Origin of the sequence: Amphritea opalescens (assembly GCF_003957515.1) — a bacterium.
GTDB lineage: Bacteria > Pseudomonadota > Gammaproteobacteria > Pseudomonadales > Balneatricaceae > Amphritea > Amphritea opalescens.
Genome location: NZ_RQXW01000012.1, coordinates 1 through 18,088, shown reverse-complemented (window position 1 = coordinate 18,088; position 18,088 = coordinate 1). Strand labels below are relative to the sequence as shown.

16 protein-coding genes are annotated in these 18,088 nt (G+C 49.1%); 8 read left to right on the top strand and 8 right to left on the bottom strand.

From position 1 onward, the window contains the following. The first annotated feature begins 156 nt into the window (after positions 1-156). The 3 genes from secA (at position 157) to EH243_RS13105 (ending at position 5,185) form a co-directional block, all read left to right on the top strand. Positions 157-2,898, top strand: coding sequence for a preprotein translocase subunit SecA (gene secA / locus EH243_RS13115; RefSeq protein ID WP_126159129.1), 2,742 nt, complete (start codon positions 157-159; stop codon positions 2,896-2,898). Between the two features lie 98 nt (positions 2,899-2,996). Further along, positions 2,997-4,214 (top strand): bifunctional glutamate N-acetyltransferase/amino-acid acetyltransferase ArgJ, encoded by a 1,218-nt coding sequence (gene argJ / locus EH243_RS13110; protein WP_126159128.1) that lies wholly within the window; start codon positions 2,997-2,999, stop codon positions 4,212-4,214. 50 nt (positions 4,215-4,264) lie between these two features. Next, positions 4,265-5,185 (top strand): Nudix family hydrolase, encoded by a 921-nt coding sequence (locus EH243_RS13105; RefSeq protein WP_241235085.1) that lies wholly within the window; start codon positions 4,265-4,267, stop codon positions 5,183-5,185. Positions 5,186-5,594: 409 nt separating this feature from the next. On the opposite strand, the gene EH243_RS13100 is transcribed toward EH243_RS13105, so the two are convergent. The 6 genes from EH243_RS13100 to pilB all read right to left on the bottom strand — a co-directional run bounded on the left by EH243_RS13100 (position 5,595) and on the right by pilB (position 11,631). After that, on the bottom strand, positions 5,595-6,044 hold the full coding sequence (locus EH243_RS13100) for an REP-associated tyrosine transposase (RefSeq protein ID WP_241235080.1): 450 nt from the start codon (positions 6,042-6,044) through the stop codon (positions 5,595-5,597). 469 nt (positions 6,045-6,513) lie between these two features. Further along, the gene (locus EH243_RS13095; protein WP_126159126.1) at positions 6,514-6,765 is read right to left on the bottom strand and encodes a DNA gyrase inhibitor YacG; all 252 of its coding nucleotides are present in this window, start codon (positions 6,763-6,765) and stop codon (positions 6,514-6,516) included. Next, entirely contained in the window at positions 6,755-7,375 is a 621-nt protein-coding gene (gene coaE / locus EH243_RS13090) for a dephospho-CoA kinase (RefSeq protein ID WP_126159125.1), read from the bottom strand. The genes EH243_RS13095 and coaE overlap by 11 nt, the downstream gene beginning before the upstream one ends. A 236-nt stretch (positions 7,376-7,611) precedes the next feature. Continuing rightward, entirely contained in the window at positions 7,612-8,571 is a 960-nt protein-coding gene (locus EH243_RS13085; RefSeq protein WP_241235079.1) for a prepilin peptidase, read from the bottom strand. Between the two features lie 66 nt (positions 8,572-8,637). Further along, positions 8,638-9,864, bottom strand: a complete 1,227-nt coding sequence (locus EH243_RS13080; RefSeq protein ID WP_126159124.1) for a type II secretion system F family protein — start codon at positions 9,862-9,864, stop codon at positions 8,638-8,640. Positions 9,865-9,912: 48 nt separating this feature from the next. After that, on the bottom strand, positions 9,913-11,631 hold the full coding sequence (pilB, locus tag EH243_RS13075) for a type IV-A pilus assembly ATPase PilB (RefSeq protein WP_126159123.1): 1,719 nt from the start codon (positions 11,629-11,631) through the stop codon (positions 9,913-9,915). 412 nt (positions 11,632-12,043) lie between these two features. Between pilB and EH243_RS18790 the strand changes: the two genes are divergently transcribed. Continuing rightward, positions 12,044-12,487 carry a pilin gene (locus EH243_RS18790; protein ID WP_126159122.1) on the top strand — a complete coding sequence of 148 codons (444 nt, stop codon included), beginning with the start codon at positions 12,044-12,046 and terminating at the stop codon, positions 12,485-12,487. Positions 12,488-12,624: 137 nt separating this feature from the next. Then, positions 12,625-12,984 (top strand): hypothetical protein, encoded by a 360-nt coding sequence (locus tag EH243_RS13065; RefSeq protein WP_126159121.1) that lies wholly within the window; start codon positions 12,625-12,627, stop codon positions 12,982-12,984. Positions 12,985-13,295: 311 nt separating this feature from the next. Here EH243_RS13065 and nadC read toward each other — a convergent pair whose 3' ends face one another. Beyond that, complete coding sequence (gene nadC, locus EH243_RS13060; RefSeq protein WP_126159120.1) at positions 13,296-14,141, bottom strand: carboxylating nicotinate-nucleotide diphosphorylase; 846 nt, start codon at positions 14,139-14,141, stop codon at positions 13,296-13,298. A 168-nt stretch (positions 14,142-14,309) separates the two neighbouring features. On the opposite strand from nadC, the gene ampD reads away from it, so the two are divergent. The 3 genes from ampD (at position 14,310) to EH243_RS13045 (ending at position 16,919) form a co-directional block, all read left to right on the top strand. Then, positions 14,310-14,888: a 1,6-anhydro-N-acetylmuramyl-L-alanine amidase AmpD gene (ampD, locus tag EH243_RS13055; RefSeq protein ID WP_206441622.1), complete on the top strand. Its 579-nt coding sequence runs from the start codon at positions 14,310-14,312 to the stop codon at positions 14,886-14,888. Next, positions 14,885-15,727, top strand: coding sequence for a hypothetical protein (locus EH243_RS13050; protein WP_126159119.1), 843 nt, complete (start codon positions 14,885-14,887; stop codon positions 15,725-15,727). Before ampD ends, EH243_RS13050 begins: the two co-directional genes overlap by 4 nt. Before the next feature lie 145 nt (positions 15,728-15,872). Continuing rightward, a complete protein-coding gene (locus EH243_RS13045) occupies positions 15,873-16,919 on the top strand; it encodes an ABC transporter ATP-binding protein (protein WP_126159118.1) in 1,047 nt (348 codons plus the stop codon). A gap of 34 nt (positions 16,920-16,953) precedes the next feature. Here EH243_RS13045 and EH243_RS13040 read toward each other — a convergent pair whose 3' ends face one another. Further along, the gene (locus EH243_RS13040) at positions 16,954-17,940 is read right to left on the bottom strand and encodes an IS110 family RNA-guided transposase (protein ID WP_126159117.1); all 987 of its coding nucleotides are present in this window, start codon (positions 17,938-17,940) and stop codon (positions 16,954-16,956) included. Positions 17,941-18,088: the final 148 nt, after the last annotated feature.

Here is an 18,088-nt window from a genome sequence, read left to right as displayed (position 1 = left end):
GTCCGGCTTTTTACCATTTTATCGGTCATTTATAGCCACTGAAAAAATATCCCTATTGAGATTCAATTTGATGCCCCAATAGATGTAGAATGTTGCGTTAATTTAATACTTTAACCGGCCCAAGCCCGCCGCTGCTAATAGGTAAATAATCAGATTATGTTCACTTCGATGTTTAAGAAGGTTTTTGGTAGTAAGAACGATCGCGTACTCAAACAGATGGGTAAGGTCGTTAAGCAGATCAATAGCTATGAAAGCGAAGTTGAACCCCTTTCCGATGATGATCTGAAAGCCAAAACGGTTGAGTTTAAAGCCCGTTTAGCGCAGGGCGAAAGTCTGGACGATATTCTGCCGGAAGCCTTTGCGGTGGTACGTGAGGCTTCCCGTCGGGTGATGGGGATGCGTCACTTCGATGTACAGATGATCGGTGGTATTACGCTGCATGAAGGTAAAGTCGCTGAGATGCGTACCGGTGAAGGTAAAACGCTGGTGGCGACACTGCCTGTCTATCTGAATGCACTAGCGGGCCGGGGCGTTCATGTTGTGACCGTGAACGACTATCTGGCTAGCCGTGATGCGGAGTGGATGCGTCCCCTGTATGAATTTCTCGGTATGAGCGTGGGTGTGGTGTTGTCCGGGCAAGACCCACAAACCAAACGTGATGCTTATCACTGCGATATTACTTACGGTACTAACAACGAATTTGGCTTTGATTATCTGCGCGATAACATGGCCTTTAGTGTTGAAGATAAAGTACAGCGTGACTTCTTCTTCTCCGTAGTGGATGAGGTTGACTCCATCCTGATCGATGAGGCGCGTACGCCATTGATCATTTCCGGAGCGGCAGAAGATAGCTCTGAAATGTATCGCAAAATGAATACGCTGATTCCCGTCTTAGAAAAGTTTGACGGTGAGATCGACCCTAAAGAAGAGATTGAGATTGATGGTGATTTCGCCGTCGATGAGAAAAACCGTTCTGTTGAATTGACCGAGCGCGGTCATCAGCGCATCGAAGAGATGCTATCGAAAGAGGGGCTTCTTGCGGAAGGCGAAAGCCTGTATGCACCACAGAATCTAGGCATGCTGCACCATGTGTTGGCTGCATTGCGGGCACATAACCTGTTTCAACGGGATGTCGATTATATCGTTCAAGACGGCGAAGTGGTTATCGTCGATGAACACACCGGTCGTATTATGCCTGGCCGTCGCTGGTCTGAAGGCTTGCATCAGGCGGTTGAAGCGAAAGAGGGTGTGCATATTAATCAGGAAAGTCAGACGTTAGCCTCAACGACTTTCCAGAACTACTTCCGTCTGTATGAGAAATTGTCCGGTATGACCGGTACCGCCGATACCGAAGCGTTTGAATTGAATCAGATTTACGGTCTCGATGTTGTCGTGATTCCGACCAACGTGCCGGTCGCGCGGATCGACTATAACGATCTCGTGTTTTTGACTATCGAAGAGAAATACGAAGCGATTTTGAAAGAGATCGAGGAGTGCGTCAAACAGAAACGGCCGGTGCTGGTGGGTACCGCCTCGGTTGAATCTTCTGAAATGATCTCTGCCTTCTTGAAGAAGAAAAACTTCCCCCACAATGTTTTGAACGCGAAAAACCATGGTAAAGAAGCGGGCATTATCGCCGATGCTGGCCGGGCGGGTTCAGTTACCATCGCCACTAACATGGCCGGTCGTGGTACCGATATTGTCTTGGGTGGTAAGTTTGAGTCAGTGCTGGAAACCCTCGATAACCCAACCGAAGCAGAGATTGCTCAAGCGAAAGCCGAATGGCAAGAGCGCCATGATGCGGTGTTGGCAGCGGGTGGTTTGCATATCATTGGTACTGAACGACATGAATCCCGTCGTATCGATAATCAGCTACGGGGTCGTGCCGGTCGTCAGGGTGACAATGGTTCATCACGTTTCTTCCTGTCACTCGAAGATGATCTGATGCGCATCTTTGCCTCCGACCGTGTGCGCAACTTTATGAAAGCGCTGGGGATGGAAAAAGGTGAGGCGATTGAGCATAAGATGGTCTCTAACGCGATTGAAAAAGCGCAGCGTAAGGTTGAAGGACGTAACTACGATATTCGTAAGCAACTGCTGGAATATGATGATGTGGCGAACGATCAACGTCGTGCGGTCTATGATCAGCGTAACGAATTGATGGCGACCAGTGATATTTCAGAGACCATTGAAGCGGTACGGGCTGAAGTGGTTGATAATGCGATCAGTGAGTATATCAAGCCGCAGAGTTTGGAAGAGCAGTGGGATATTGCTGGCTTAGAGAAACATATTGAGTCTGAATTTGGCCTAGAGATGCCGATTCAGGAGTGGTTGGACAAAGATGATACCCTGCATGAAGAGAGCCTGCGTGAGCGGATTCTGCGGGATATCGTCGAAGACTATCAGGCGAAAGCCGCGTTTGTCGGTGTTGAAAACATGCGTCTGTTTGAAAAACAGGTGATGTTGCAGGTGTTGGATACCCTGTGGAAAGAACATCTGCAATCAATGGATATGTTGCGTCAGGGTATTCATCTGCGTGGTTATGCACAGAAAAACCCGAAACAGGAATATAAGCGTGAATCCTTTATTCTGTTTGAGCACTTGTTGGAAAATATTAAGACCGACGTGATTAAGATTTTAAGTCATGTGCAGGTACGCCAACCAGAAGAACTCGAAGAGTTAGAGCGTCAGCGCCGTGAGCAGGCCGAACAGCAGCAGATGAATTTCCAACATGCGGAATCCTCTGCTATGGAAGCCGAAGCGCCTGAGACCGAAGAGCCAGAAGCGGTGGCTGACGTCGAAACCTTCGTGCGTGACGGTAAAAAAGTAGGACGTAATGATCCCTGTCCTTGTGGTTCCGGTAAGAAGTTCAAGCAGTGTCACGGTAAATTGAATTAACGATTGAAGGGGTAACACTTACCCCGATAGCGTGATTGATTAATTAATAGAAAGCAGCCAAGCTGCTTTCTTTTTTTCTGAAGGTTTAAGGAGTCGTAATGGCAGTCGGTCTTGGCACACTTCCAACATTGCATCCCGTTGCGGGGTTTCGTATCGGTACTACATCTGCTGGTGTGAAAACACCGGGCCGTAAAGATCTCGTGCTGATGGAAATCGCTGCAGGGGCTAGTACTGCAGGTGTTTTTACTTTGAATCAGTTTTGCGCCGCTCCGGTGAAAATCTGTCAGCAGCATCTGCAACAAGGCATGCCCTCATATCTGGTGATCAATACGGGTAATGCCAATGCGGGTACCGGCAAAACCGGTTATCAGGACGCCCTCGATGTGTGCCAAGCGGTTGCAGAAGTCACCGGTATTGCTGTGCATCAGGTCTTGCCGTTCTCCACCGGCGTGATCGGTGAAAAATTGCCAAAAGAGCGCATTATTGACGCGATACCGGCAGCCTTTGATGCCTTGACCGATGACGGTTGGTTAGAAGCGGCTAGCGGCATTATGACCACTGACACCCGACCAAAAGCTTACTCAATGCAGTTGGAGCACCAAGGGCAGAAGATCACCCTGACCGGTATATCCAAAGGTGCGGGCATGATTAAGCCGAATATGGCGACCATGTTGGCCTATATCGCGACCGATGCTCAGGTTGAGCCGGCATTGTTACAGAAGATTCTAAGCCGTGCGGCGGACAGATCATTCAACCGGATCACCATCGATGGAGATACTTCGACGAATGATTCCTGCATGTTGGTTGCGACCGGTGCTAGCGGTATTGCTGTAAGCGAAACAACAACCGAGTTGTTGGCAGCGTTTGATGCGGCTGTGAATAAGGTATTACTCGAGTTAGCCCAAGCGATTGTGCGTGACGGTGAAGGGGCGACCAAGTTCGTCACTGTTAGTGTTGAGCAGGCGGCGAGTTCAGAAGAAGCGCTAAAAACTGCCTATGCGGTGGCCCACTCACCGTTAGTTAAAACCGCGCTGTTTGCCAGTGATCCTAACTGGGGACGCATTCTCTGCGCTGTTGGCTATGCAGGAATTGATAACCTCGATGTAGATGGGTTGCAGATCTGGTTGGGCGAGGCCTGTATCGTTGAAAACGGTGGACGTGCTGAAAGTTATACCGAAGCGGCCGGACAGGCCGTGATGAGTCGAGAAGAGATTACCATTCGTATCGTTCTCAATCGAGGTGATCAGCAGGAAACGGTTTGGACCACAGACCTAAGCAAAGACTATGTCGCCATCAATGCGGACTACCGGTCTTAATCGCTAATGGTTATTTGGCTATTGTGAGATAGGAAGAAACCTTGTCTAAAGTGATTCACGTGGCTGCGGCAGCGATCTTTAATGAGTCCGGTGAGCTACTGCTGGCGTTGCGTCATCAGAAGCAACATCAGGGTGGCTTATGGGAGTTTCCCGGTGGCAAAGTTGAAGCGGGTGAAACGGTGCGTGATGCCTTAGCCCGGGAGCTGCAAGAAGAGCTCGGGATTGAGATCGACCCGTTAGCGACAACGCCGCTGATTCAGGTGCCTTATCATTATCCGGATAAATCGGTGCTGCTGGATGTTTATCGGGTTAACCGGTTTAGCGGTGAAGCTTATGGGCGAGAAGGGCAGCCGCTGAAATGGATTCAATTGAGCGAGCTGACGGATTATCATTTTCCTGCGGCAAACCAACCTATTGTAAATGCACTCTTATTACCTGCGACGATAGCGATCACACCGGCGTTAGCGCCGCAAGAATACTCTGATTTTATCGATACAGCGCTTTTAAAAGGGGCTGGCGCGGTTATGCTGCGTGCAAAGCATCTGAGTGATGCTGAGCAGTTATCGCTCTATACCGCGCTTTCTGCGGCCTATGAAGGCTTGTTGCTAATCTGGAATACCTCAATTGAAGCGGCTAATACGGTTGCTTCGGTGCACCTGAGTTCTGATCGTTTGATGCAGCTCGATAACCGGGCCGATTTTAAAGGTCGCTGGTTAAGTGCTTCCTGTCATTCAAGCGAACAGATCAAGCAGGCGGAGCGGTTAGGGCTGGACTATATAACACTGTCGCCGGTACAGCAGACCGCCAGTCATCCTGATGCTTCTCCACTCGGTTGGGACGAGTTTCGCCGGTTGGTGAGTGAAACCCGATTGCCGGTGTATGCCTTGGGTGGTGTCTCTGTCGATGATCTCGAAAAAACTATCGAGGCGGGAGGTCAGGGGATTGCGGCCATTAGCGGTTTTCGCTGCTGATTCGCAAGTAATCGCTGCCAGAGGCAACTCCTACACTAAATTTAGCACCTCCCTTGCCTGTAGGAATCCCTTCTAGGGGCGATAAGGCCGGATCAGCATCATCGTAGCCAGAGGCGGCTCCTACAGTAAAATTTAGCACCTTCCTCGCCTGTAGGAGCCCCTTCCAGGGGCGATAAAGATGGATCAGTAACATCGCAGCCAGAGGCAGTTCCCACACAAAATTTAGCACTTCTGTTGCCTGTAGGAGCCTCTTCTAGGGGCGATATAGCCGGATCAGCAGCATCGCAGCCAGAGGCTGCTCCCACAGAAAAATTCAGTGCTTCTCTTGCTTGTAGGAGCCCCTTCCAGGAACGATAAAACCAGATTAAACAATGATAGTCAGAGGTAATAGATGGCTATTTTGTGGTCTTTATAACCAAACAGCGTCCCATAACGCATATTCTCTGATATTTCTCACTAAACCCGCTCTTACGGGGTTCATAACAATATAACGCGCAAGATTGATCAGATCTTCTTCATGCCTCAACGCATGATCATGAAAACCCTTTTGCCACACAGGCCCCAGCCTCGATAAATGTTTATTTATTTGTCGCGCTGAATAGGTTTTAACTGAGCGAACCAAATGATTCAGAGAACCCTTTTTTAATTGCACAAGCCAATGAATATGATCTGGCATCACGACGTAGGCAAGGGTATCTGAAGGATTTCCTGAAAAGTTTAATGAGGCTGCCACGAGTCGTCCGCAGTATAGGTTCGCCAGCAGGTGTTCGCGATTGGATGTGACAAAGGTGATGAGATAAATTCTGCCAGGTTCAGAATAGCGGCCTTTACGCAGAGCCGATGAATTCCCTTTCATCATATCGTCCTCGTTAAAGATATTAGATATATAGCTTTATATAGAGGATAAAAACGATTGTCGCCAGAGGCCGTTCCCACATCAAAGCTCAGGGTTTGTGGGAGCGATAAGGCCGGATCAACATAATCGCAGCCAGAGGCAGCTCCCACAGTAAAATTTAGCACTTCCGTTGCCAGTAGAAGCCTCTTCTAGGAGCGATAAGGCCGGATCAACAACATCGCTGCCAGAGGCAGCTCCTACAGCAAAATGCAGCACTTCCGTTGCCTGTAGGAGCCCTTTCCAAGGGCGATAAGGCCGGATCAGCATCATCGCCGCCAGAGGCAGCTCCTACAGCAAAATTCAGCGCGTTTATTGCCTGTAGGAGCCCCTTCTAGGGGCGATAAGGCCGGATCAACATAATCGCAGCCAGAGGCAGCTCCTACCGGCAAATAAAGGCTAGATCACAATGAACGCCATCACAGCTTTACTGTGATTAATGTAATGGCCGGTCGAGATAATCGCTGCCTTCGGCATCTTCAAAGCTACTGCTGTAATCGTCGACACTGGGTTCGGCAGCGATTTGATACTCTTCGGCTGCCCAAGCGCCTAAATCGATCATTTTGCAGCGTTCGCTGCAGAACGGCCGGAACGGATTCTCGCTGCTCCATTCTTGCTCTTTTTTACAACAAGGGCAGGCGACGAGGGGTTTTTTACCCTGTGAGCGGCTGTTGGGGTTATTGGCCAAGGTCGGACTCCCGTTCCAGCTCTGCTTGGGCGAGGAACTTTAAATGTAACTGTTCTATTTGGGGTTTGAGGTCATCGATTGAGCGACTATTATCAATCAGGTCGTGTGCTCTAGCGACACGCTCATCATGGGGCATCTGCGCGGCGATAATCGCTTTTACCTGTGCGGCATCGGTATTATCCCGTGCCATCGTGCGGCTGATCTGTGTGGCTTCGTCAACATCGACTACCAGGATATGGTTGACCAACAGATGTTGGTCGGTTTCCAGTAGCAGAGGCGAGGAGAGGATTGCATAGTCAGAGGCGCATCGATCCAGCTTTAACAAGATACGATCCCGAATCAGCGGGTGTAGCAGTTGCTCTAACCAATCCCGTTGCATCGGGTCTTCGAAAATGATTTTTCTCAGAAATTTACGATTCAGTTGACCATCAGGGAGTTGTATCTCCACGCCAAACCGTTGGCTAATTTGGTCTAATGCCGGTTCGCCGGGCTCAACCACTTCACGGGCGACTATGTCTGCATCAATAACAGTCACCGCCAGTTGTTCAAATAGGTGGGAAACAGCGGATTTGCCACTGCTGATGCCACCGGTAAGACCCACTACAAACATATCAGTCTCTCTGAATTTAGTGTTTTATCAGCTTAGGTTGATTGAGGTGCTCTAAATGTCGTTTGGCGAAAGCCCTTAAGCAATAACCCTTAAATAAGTAACCTTTAAACAATAAGCCTTTAAATAAGAAGTTCTTAAATAGAAGCTCTTAAGCAAGTTCTTAAAAAAAGCTCTTAAAAAGGCACCTTTACATAAGGTACTTGGGGCGCTGACCTTTAGTGTTTCCACTCAACACTCTATAAGTTTAGCAGTTGCAGATACCAAGCGGTAAGGTTATCGCCCCATAACAGCGCGATCCAGCCAGCACCCGCTAGGTAAGGGCCAAAAGGCATGGGGGTTTGTGAGCCCTGTCGACGGATGACGATCATCAAGCCACCAATAATAGCGCCGATTAATGACGAGGCTAGAATGATCAGCGGTAACATTTCGGCGCCTGCCCATGCGCCTAAGGCTGCCAGTAGCTTGAAATCACCATAGCCCATGCCCTCCTTGCCGGTGATCAGCTTAAATAGCCAATACACGGACCAGAGTGACAGGTAACCGAGTACAGCGCCCCAGAGGGCGGAGGGGAGGCTGGTGAAATAATCGAAGCTATTGAGTATGAGGCCAATCCAGAGCAGCGGTAGAGTGATCTTGTCCGGCAGCAGTTGATGATCGATATCGATCGCTGTGAGCGTGATCAGGCACCAGCTAAAGAAAACAATCGCGAAAGCGGCGGGGTTAAAACCAAACTGATACACAAGAAAGGCGGAGATCGTGGCGGTGGTCAGTTCGATGAGCGGATAGCGCAGAGAGATAGGTTTCTGGCAACCGCTGCAGCGCCCCCTGAGTATCAGAAAGTAACTGATGAGTGGGATATTTTCATACCAACGAATCAGGTGACCACAGTGGGGGCAGGTGGAAGCGGGTTGTGAAAGATTAAATGCTTCAGTTGCGTCGTTGTTTGCCGGTTGTTCTGATGCGTCCGATGGCTCGATGGACGACAATGGCTGGTCCGTGGCGGAGGATTGCACGAGGATAGCATGGTTTTCAGTGGCCGCGGCGTCTTCGGCCATCTGTTGCCATTCCCGCTCCATCATCAACGGTAGGCGATAAATCACCACATTGAGAAAGCTGCCGATCAACAAAGAGAAAACAGCGGTTAACGCTATCGCCAGCCAAGGTGTAGCGGCAATGATTTCGTACATGGGTATCATCCGGCCTAGGGCTGTAGAGGTCAGCCCTTAATAAGTGAAATGAAATTAGTTTTTGGCCTAGTTAACCTACACAACATTACCGAGCTGGAAGATCGGTAGATACATGGCGATAACCAGACCACCCACAAGAATACCCAAAATGGCCATAATCATCGGCTCGATCAGGGTTGAGAGGTTATCCACGGCGTTATCCACCTCCTCTTCGTAATAGCTGGCGACTTTATCCAGCATCATCTCCAGTGAACCGGCTTCTTCACCGATGGCGATCATCTGGGTGGCCATGGCAGGGAAGAGTCCGGTCATGGTGACGGCGTTCTGCAGTGACTGACCTGTCGAGACCCCGCTTCTTATCTGCATGACCGCGTTCTCGTAGACGATATTGCCTGTCGCGCCGGCGGCAGATTCCAGCGCATCCACTAAGGGAACGCCTGCTGCGAAGGTGGTGGCTAAGGTTCTGGCAAACCGGGCAATCGCCGAGTTGTGTAAAATCTGACCAATGATGGGTATTTTAAGCACAAACCTGTCGAGCCATTGTCGAAACGCCCGTGATTTTTCATGGGCTTTGGTGAAGGCAAAACCGGCCACAACAATGACGATAATGGCAACAAACCACCAATCTTGGGCAATCACCGATAGGCCAACCACGAACTGAGTAAAGGCGGGCAGGTCGGCACCGAAGCTGGAAAAGACACTCTCAAACTGGGGTACTACTTTGATCAACAGAATGGCCGATACGACTAGGCCGATCACGATAACGGCAATGGGGTAGGTAAGGGCTTTCTTAATTTTCTTTTTAAGGGTCTCGATTTTTTCTTTATAGCTGGCGATCCGGTCGAGCATGGTCTCTAACGAACCGGAGCTTTCGCCCGCATGTACGAGGTTACAGTAGAGATCATCAAAATATTTAGGGTGCCGTTCTAAGGCTTTAGCAAAGCTGGTGCCGCCGCTGACATCGGATTTCAGGTCGTAGATTATCTTTTTCATCTGGGCTTTTTCGACCCCGTTGGCGACGATCTCAAAGCCCTGCAGTAGCGGCACGCCCGATTTGAGCATGGTGGCGGTCTGCCGAGTAAACAGCGCGATATCCAGGGGTTTGACTGGCTTATTATGGCTACTGAACATGCTATAGGTTTGCTTACGCACCTTTTTCGGCATAATGCCTTGCTTGCGCAACATCGCTTTTGCTTCGGCTATATTGTCGGCATTGATGGCGCCTTTACTTAGGTTGCCGCTTTTATCCTTGCCTTCCCAGTTAAAAGTCAGAGGGGTTTTATCTGTTGCTTTCTTCGCCATCTGAATCGCATCCGTTTGCAGATTGAATATATTAAAAAATGAACGATATTAGAGTTTAATTACTCGGTTCATCTCTTCTAGGCTGGTGACGCCCTGGATTACCTTGCGTAGGCCTGATTTACGTAGTGATCTAAAGCCTTGAGCGTTTGCCTGCGCCAGAATATCGAGGGATGAACCATTGTCCATAATTACCTGAGCGATTTCCGGCGTCATGGCCATCGTCTCATAGACACCGACCCGGCCCTTGTAGCCCTTATTGCACTTACTACAACCTTCGGGGTTGTGCTCAAAGAGGTTTAAACCGGCGGAAATCTGCTCTTGAGTGAAGCCCTCTTCCAATAGGGCGGCTTCCGGAATGGTCACCGGTTTCTTGCAGCCGGAACATAATCGTCGGCCCAGTCGCTGGGCGATGATCATGGATACCGAGGTAGCGATGTTGAAGGCCGGCACTCCCATGTTACGTAGACGGGTTAAGGTCTCGGCGGCACTGTTGGTGTGCAGGGTAGAAAGCACCATATGGCCGGTCTGGGCCGCTTTGATGGCGATCTCGGCGGTTTCTAGGTCACGAATCTCACCCACCATCACCACGTCAGGGTCTTGTCGTAGGAAGGAGCGTAGGGCTTCGGCGAAAGTCAGGCCTACCTTGGTATTAACCTGTACCTGGTTGATCCCCTCAAGGTTGATCTCGACAGGATCCTCCGCGGTGGAGATATTCCGCTCTACGGTGTTGAGAATATTAAGGCCAGTATAGAGTGAAACGGTTTTACCACTACCGGTGGGGCCGGTCACAAGGATCATCCCCTGAGGCTTTTGCAGGGTCTGCATAAAGAGCTCTTTTTGATCCTCATCATAGCCGAGGGCTTCAATACCCATCTGCGCGCTGGTGGGGTCAAGAATACGCAGTACGATTTTTTCGCCCCAAAGGGTGGGCAGGGTGTTCACCCGAAAATCGATCGCCCGATTTTTAGAGATCTTCATCTTGATCCGGCCATCCTGTGGCATCCGTCGTTCAGAGATATCCATCTGGGACATAACTTTTAAACGGGCACTAAGGCGGGGGGATAGGTTAGAAGGAGGTCTAGCGACCTCCTGCAGGATGCCATCGATACGGCAGCGGATGCGATAGGTCTTCTCATAGGGCTCGAAGTGAATATCGGATGCGCCATTTTTGATCGCATCGAGCAATATTTTGTTAACAAAACGCACGATGGGCGCTTCACTGGCCGCCTCTTCACCGTTATCTTCCTGTTGTTCCTGTATGCCTTCGTCGATCTCCAGATTATCGAGATCGGCATCATCTAAGCCATCAAGGGCGGAGTTTTGTTCATCGAGAAAGGTGTCGATCAGGTGGGAGAGTTTATCTTCTTCAACAATCACCCCTTCGGTGGTGGTGCCGGTATGAAACTTAAACTCATCCAGCGCCTGAATATTTGTAGGGTCAGATATCGCGACATAGAGGCGATTTTCACGCTTAATCAGTGGCAACGCATGGTGTTTAGTGATCAGCTTTTCATCGACGAGCCCCTGGGGCAGTGCTTCAATATCGATGACATCGAGATCAAATAGGGGCATGCCGAACTCATCGGCCGCCGCCGCGGCAGCCCGATATGCACTCACTAAGCGGTTTTCGATGATATGGGCAATAAAGGGCTTATTGTCTTTACGGGCGGTTTTTAGCGCATCCATAGCGACATCGGATGAAAAAACACCATCGTTTACCAAGCGTCTGGCAAGGCCACTGAGCGGCTGAAAGGGTTGTACACTCATCGTTTCAGAGAATCCATTTTTATCTATATTGCTCTTGTTGATAGGCGCTCATTATAAGTGCTTATTAATAGGTGCTTGTATAGACACTCATATAAGTACTCATAATGTCATTAATAGCAGTGTGGAAATGATAACCTGCCCTATCGGCCTAAGTATGCGACTTTAGTTGTAACTTATAATAGTCCGCTAACAGCTTAACTGTCTTGTATTATTAACCATATGTAAAGTAACATCTATTGGTCGGTTTGAGAATCAACAGACACTTGCTTTAAGTCACTGGACTGCCATAAAAAATAGGTTACTATTCATATCAGGCTCGTAGGAGCATGGATGAAGAGCCATAATGGCAAGGGAAAGAAGTCGTTCGGAGCAGGGACGATGATGAATACTTTACTCGCTGGAGAGATAACAAATGAAAAACACTATTAAAAAACAACAGGGTTTTACCCTAATCGAATTGATGATCGTGGTTGCGATCATCGGTATTCTGGCTGCGATTGCGTTGCCGGCATATCAGACTTATGCCAACCGTGCGAAGTTTGCTGAAGTAGTAAATGCAACTCAGGGTGTTAAAGCTGCTGTCGATGTTTGCTATCAGACAAGTAGTGGCCTCGATAACTGTACCAATGCGAACAATACTGTGAGTAAAGCGATTTATGGTGCTGATGTAGGTAAGTTTGTTAGTGGAGTATCGGTTGCCGTTGCTGCTGATGTAGTATCAATTACAGCGACATCTACAGATATTACTGATGATGATGATGATTATATTCTTGTAGGTTCTGATGAAGATGGCAAGGGTGCATTAGAGTGGAAATCAAGCGGTGGTTCTTGTATTGCTTCAGGCCTTTGTGATTAATCTTTTTTAGTATGGACAAAAAAGCGCAAATTTATTTGCGCTTTTTTTATGTCTAAAATTAACCTAATGGCGACTGGTTTATTCGTTAAGATTTTGATTTACTGTGACTTTGTTATCAGTCGATTACTCGGTACTCCATGAATAAAAAAACCATATTTATTGTTCTGATCGTTATCGCCGCGGCGGTGACCTATTTCCTTTATGAAGAGCCATTATCGTTAGAGAAGCGCGCAGCGGTCGAGGCGGATCTAGCGGCACAGCCGGATAAGTACCCAGCGACACCGGTTTGGTGGTCGGATGGCGGCATTCTAGCGATTGGGATGTTGCCCCGCGAAAACGGTGAAAAACGTAATGACAGTGCCACCGAGATCTGCCAGATTCTGTGGGACAATAACGTCAATAAAACCGTGGTTGAGGTGTACGATATCCTGCAGATTCAGGAAAGTGACGAGTGGGAATTGATCGGCGCGGCGGATTGTCATCGCCCTGCACCTTAATCGGTGTAGGTGTTGAGTGGCACGTTAGATGTGTTCTGTTTAACCCTTCTAATCACAGATTAACCATTTTTGTATAAGGTTATGCTCAAAATGGGTATGGTATTTCAAGATGATATTGTTTCTATTTTGGAATGAATAATGGATTATTTTAACCCTAAATCAAATAAAAATCCGCCTCTAGGGGCGGACTTTTTCGTTTTCTGCTTAGAGTGATCAAGGAGTGATTGATCTCTAACTCTAAGCTACAGGTTTACGATTGTAGTTAATGAGTGGCTAAAAGCACTTAACTTAAAGTATGTAGCTAAAAGCCATTAAACAAACCGCATCGACAGATCAACCGCTTTGCAGTCTTTGGTCAGTAGACCTATGGAAATATAGTCCACACCGGTTTCGGCGATGCTACGCAGGGTGGTTTCATCGATACCACCGGAGGCTTCCAGTTTTGCCGGTGTGGGGTGCTGTTTGTTTTTCTGTACCGCTAAACGCAGGCCTGCGTGATCAAAGTTATCCAGCATGACGATATCGGCATTGGCATCGAGGGCTTGCAGCAGTTCGTCAAAGGATTCCACCTCGACTTCGACGGGTTTATCCGGCTCGTTTTGTTTGGCGGTAGCGACGGCGTTGGCGATCGAACCGCAGGCCATAATATGGTTCTCTTTAATTAGGAAAGCATCATAGAGGCCGATACGGTGGTTATAGCAGTGGCCACAGCTGACAGCATACTTCTGCGCCCTACGTAGTCCTGGGATGGTTTTACGGGTGTCGAGCAGTTTTACCCCAGTGCCTTCAACCAGTGAAGCGTAGTGTGCGCTGATGGTGGCGGTGCCCGAGAGGGCCTGCAGAAAGTTTAACGCGCTGCGCTCACCGGTGAGTAGTGAGCGGGCAGAGCCTTCCAGCTCAAACAGTGTTTGGTTGGCCGCCACGCGATCACCGTCACCGACGAGCCAAGTGACTTTGACTATCTCATCGACCTGACGAAAGACCTCATTGACCCATTCGACCCCACAGATAACCGCCTCTTCGCGGCTGATCACTCGGGCTTTACCCTGTTGCTCGGCGGGAATGAGCTGGGCGGTGATATCGCCATCACCGATATCTTCCGTCAGCGCGGTACGCACAGTAGCAGGAATATCGCTGAGCAGTTGGGTGTTCGCCATGGGGGCTCCGTAAATTGATCATTGGGTTGCGGTTAGTCGGCTATCATAAAGCGGCACTATTGAGATAGCTTGTCTGGTGTGAACGGCATGGTACTATCAGAGGCCTCATTCATCGGTCGGTATTTTAACGGAAACCCGCCGGGTAAAGTAGCCATTGGCAGAGGAAAAATGACGCAACTTAATGAGAAATTGCACCTAAATGAGGGGTGGCTGAGTGCCGCTGAGCACTGCCCGTCGCCTAATTTTAATCAGCGCCCCGCTAATCAGGTGCCGCGTTTGCTGGTGATTCATAATATCAGTCTGCCGCCGGAAAAGTTTGGCGGTGGCTATATTCAGGATTTTTTTCTCAATCGACTAGATCCGTCAGTCGACCCCTACTTTGCGACGATTGCTACTTTGCAGGTATCGGCACATCTATTGATTGAGCGTACTGGGCAGTTAGTTCAGTTTGTTAGCTTTGATCAGCGTGCCTGGCATGCGGGACAGTCGGAATATGCGGGTTGTGGCAACTGTAATGATTTTTCCATTGGTATCGAACTAGAGGGTGCCGATCATACCCCCTATACCGAACAGCAATATCAGCAGTTAGCACGGGTGACGGCGGCACTGATCGATTATTATCCGGCGATGACCCCAGAACATATTACCGGCCATGAAGATATTGCTCCCGGGCGTAAAACCGACCCCGGCCCGGCCTTTAATCGAGAGCATTTTAACCGTCTACTGACAATGGAGAGGCAAGGATGAAATTTCTCGCGGTGATGTTGCTGATGCTGCTCGGGCGTTATAAGCGGCGATCTAAAAGCTTGGTGAGCAGGGCTGGGGCAAGCTTGCCATCTAATGGGCGATCTTGGCTATTATTGATGGTTGTTTTGGTGTTAGGCGAAGTGTTAATGCTTGAGCTTTTCAACTGGAAGCTTGCTGTCTTGATATTGGCTATCGAGTTACTGGCGCTCTACTTCTTTGTGGAAAACTGGTCGCCTAGCGATCTGACCGGCCAGTATTATCGGGATTGGTGTCGAGGCGATTTTCAAACCTCATGGTTAAAGCTGGCGGGGTTGTTAGGACTGCAGCGAACCGATGAGGTTACCGATAGCCAAGCGGCACATTATGCGATCTGTCAGCAATATTTGTATCTATCGTTGACCGGTTTTTTTGCGTTGCTGTTTTGGTTTATCTGTCTTGGATTGCCAGGGTTGTTTTTGGCACTGTGGGCCGGTTGGTCGTTACAGCGCAAGGCTAACGGAAGAGATTGGCTTTCTACGTTGATTATTGGGATACCAGCCAAGCTGTTAGGTTTTACATTCTTTATGGTGGGGAACGGGGTGAGTGCCTACAACCAGCTGAAACATCCCCAAGCCAACACCTGGGGCCATCGTGAATGGTTGTTCCGTATTGCGCTTGGGGCTTTGGGGGAAGAAAATATCAGGCATTATCCGTTGGTAGCGAATGGTGATGAGCAGTTTAGACATCTTGCGGCTGAAGAGATTATCAACCTTAATAAGTTGATTCGGCGGGCGGCTATTTTCTGGTTGGTGCTGCTGGGGTTGTTGACGATGATGGGCATTGATACGCCTTTCTATTAAACCTGACGGTATGAACCTAGATAAGCCCTTGATACCGCTTACTCATCAATAGGGTGTTTATCATTGTGCTGGCAGGAATCGCGGTTGAAAAAACGCTTGAGATAAGCGAGAATCATTTTCATTTAGGATAGAGAGCGCCCGACGTATGACTCCTCTGCTGGAACTCAACTCACTCAGCTGCGGCTATGACAACGCCGTGATTGTCGAACGACTGAATTTTCAATTGCAGTCGGGGGAGATTGCTTGCTTACTCGGCCCCAGCGGTTGCGGTAAAACAACGGTACTGCGGGCGATAGCGGGTTTTAATCCGGTATTGGCGGGCACTATTCTGCAGAATGGTCAGACAATCTCGACCGTCGGTTCTGCTCTGCCACCTGAGCAGCGCAGTATCGGTGTTGTCTTTCAGGATTATGCACTCTTCCCGCATCTTAGCGTCTACGACAATATTGCTTTCGGGCTGCAGAAGCACAGCGGCGCGGCGAAACGACAGGCGGTGGCCGAGCTATTAAAGCTGGTTGAGTTGCCGGATATCTCTGCCCGTTACCCCCATGAGCTGTCCGGTGGGCAGCAGCAGCGGGTGGCATTGGCCCGAGCGCTGGCGCCTAAGCCTAACCTTCTGTTAATGGATGAACCTTTCTCTAATTTGGATACCGACCTTCGCCGACAGCTAGCCCTAGAGGTGCGAGCGATTCTGAAAGATCAGGGGATTGCGTCCATTATGGTGACCCACGATCAGGAAGAGGCTTTCGCGATCAGTGATAAGTTGGGTATTTTGGCGCAGGGTGAGTTGCAGCAGTGGGGCTCACCGAGTGAACTCTACTATCAGCCGGTTAATCCGCTGGTGGCTGGGTTTGTTGGTAAGGGAGAGTTATTCGATGCTGAATGCCTAAATGAAACCTCTGTGCGTACCGAGCTGGGCACCCTCGAGTTTGCCGAGCCGTTCGGTGCACAATCCGGCAAGCGGCTGTCTCTGTTTATTCGCCCTGCGGATATTCGGCCGAGTCATGATAGTGGTAGTGTCATGGCGACGGTGGAGCAGAAAGAGTTTCTCGGTCATTCGGTGGTGTATCACCTGTTGTTGCCGTCAGGCCGTCGTATTGAATCTGAAATCTTTGAGCCGCTGATGTTTGAGGTGGGTTCACAGGTATCCCTGCATGTTGCCGCACATCGCCCCATCGCTTTTGCCCGGTAGATACCATCTCTCACCACCGGGTTCAAACTGTTTTTTAAGCCGTTTGAACCTGGAATTCACTTTGATTCTTAACCACGCCAAAACATACCTGAACCAGCTTTCTCATGGCCGCTCCCAAAGCGGACATTTTCGTTTTACCCGCCGCAAGCAAACGTTCATATTGTCTTCGAATATCCGGGTTATGCTGCTTGGCTGTTACTGCCGCCATATAGAGCTTGGCTCTAAGATGTGCTGGGCCTGTTTTGCTCAAAGCGGTATAGCCCTTAATCTTGCCAGACTCCTTCATCTTCGGGATTAGCCCCATATAGGCCGCGACCTGTTTTGCCGTTTTAAATCGCTTGGCAGCAAATAGATAGGTCAGTTCCCGAGACATCACTTCGCCTATACCTTTGATGCTCTCTAGTAGCTTGCGGTTTTTCTTCAGCGGTGGATGGCGGTCAATATGCTCATCAATGTTCTGTTTGAGCTTGTCGATCTCGACTTCGATAGCAGTGATCATTTCATGCAATGATTGCCTGACTCGATCAGATGTATCGCTGATTTCACAAGACTCAAGGCGGTTGTGTTCGCGCTGCTTGTCTTTTTCTAAGGCGCTTAAGCGTCGCATTAAAGACTTCAGCTCACGCACTTCAGGCGCTTCTGGTTGCCACAACCTGATATCTTGAGGTTGCTCCTCGCCATAGTACGACAACATGGCGGCATCGGACTTATCTGTTTTATGGGTTAGGCCTATTGATTCAGCATACTTCTTGGCCTTACCAGGATTCGCCATAAAAATAGTGAAGCCTTGTTCATGGAGATAATAGACCAGCGCTTCATGGTAAACACCGGTTGCCTCAAGTGTAATCTGAATATCCTGAGGTTCTGCCCCAGTATTACTTAATACCCATGTGACCAGCTGGGCAAAGGAGGCTCTTTGGTTTTTAAATACTTTACTTTTCTTTTTGCGTGTTTGGCGATCTCTCAACCAACACAGGTCTAGTTTTTCTTTACTGACATCAATTCCGATAGATTTGCGCATCTCTGCCACTTCCCTTGTACATGCAGCATCATCTGAACAATCAGAGTGCTTGGATACCATACAGTCTTGGAGAAAAAAGAAGTCAGGTTTAATCTACGGCACAGCATCAAAGTGCTAAGGGTGCTCCCAAACTGACTGACTTCTTTGC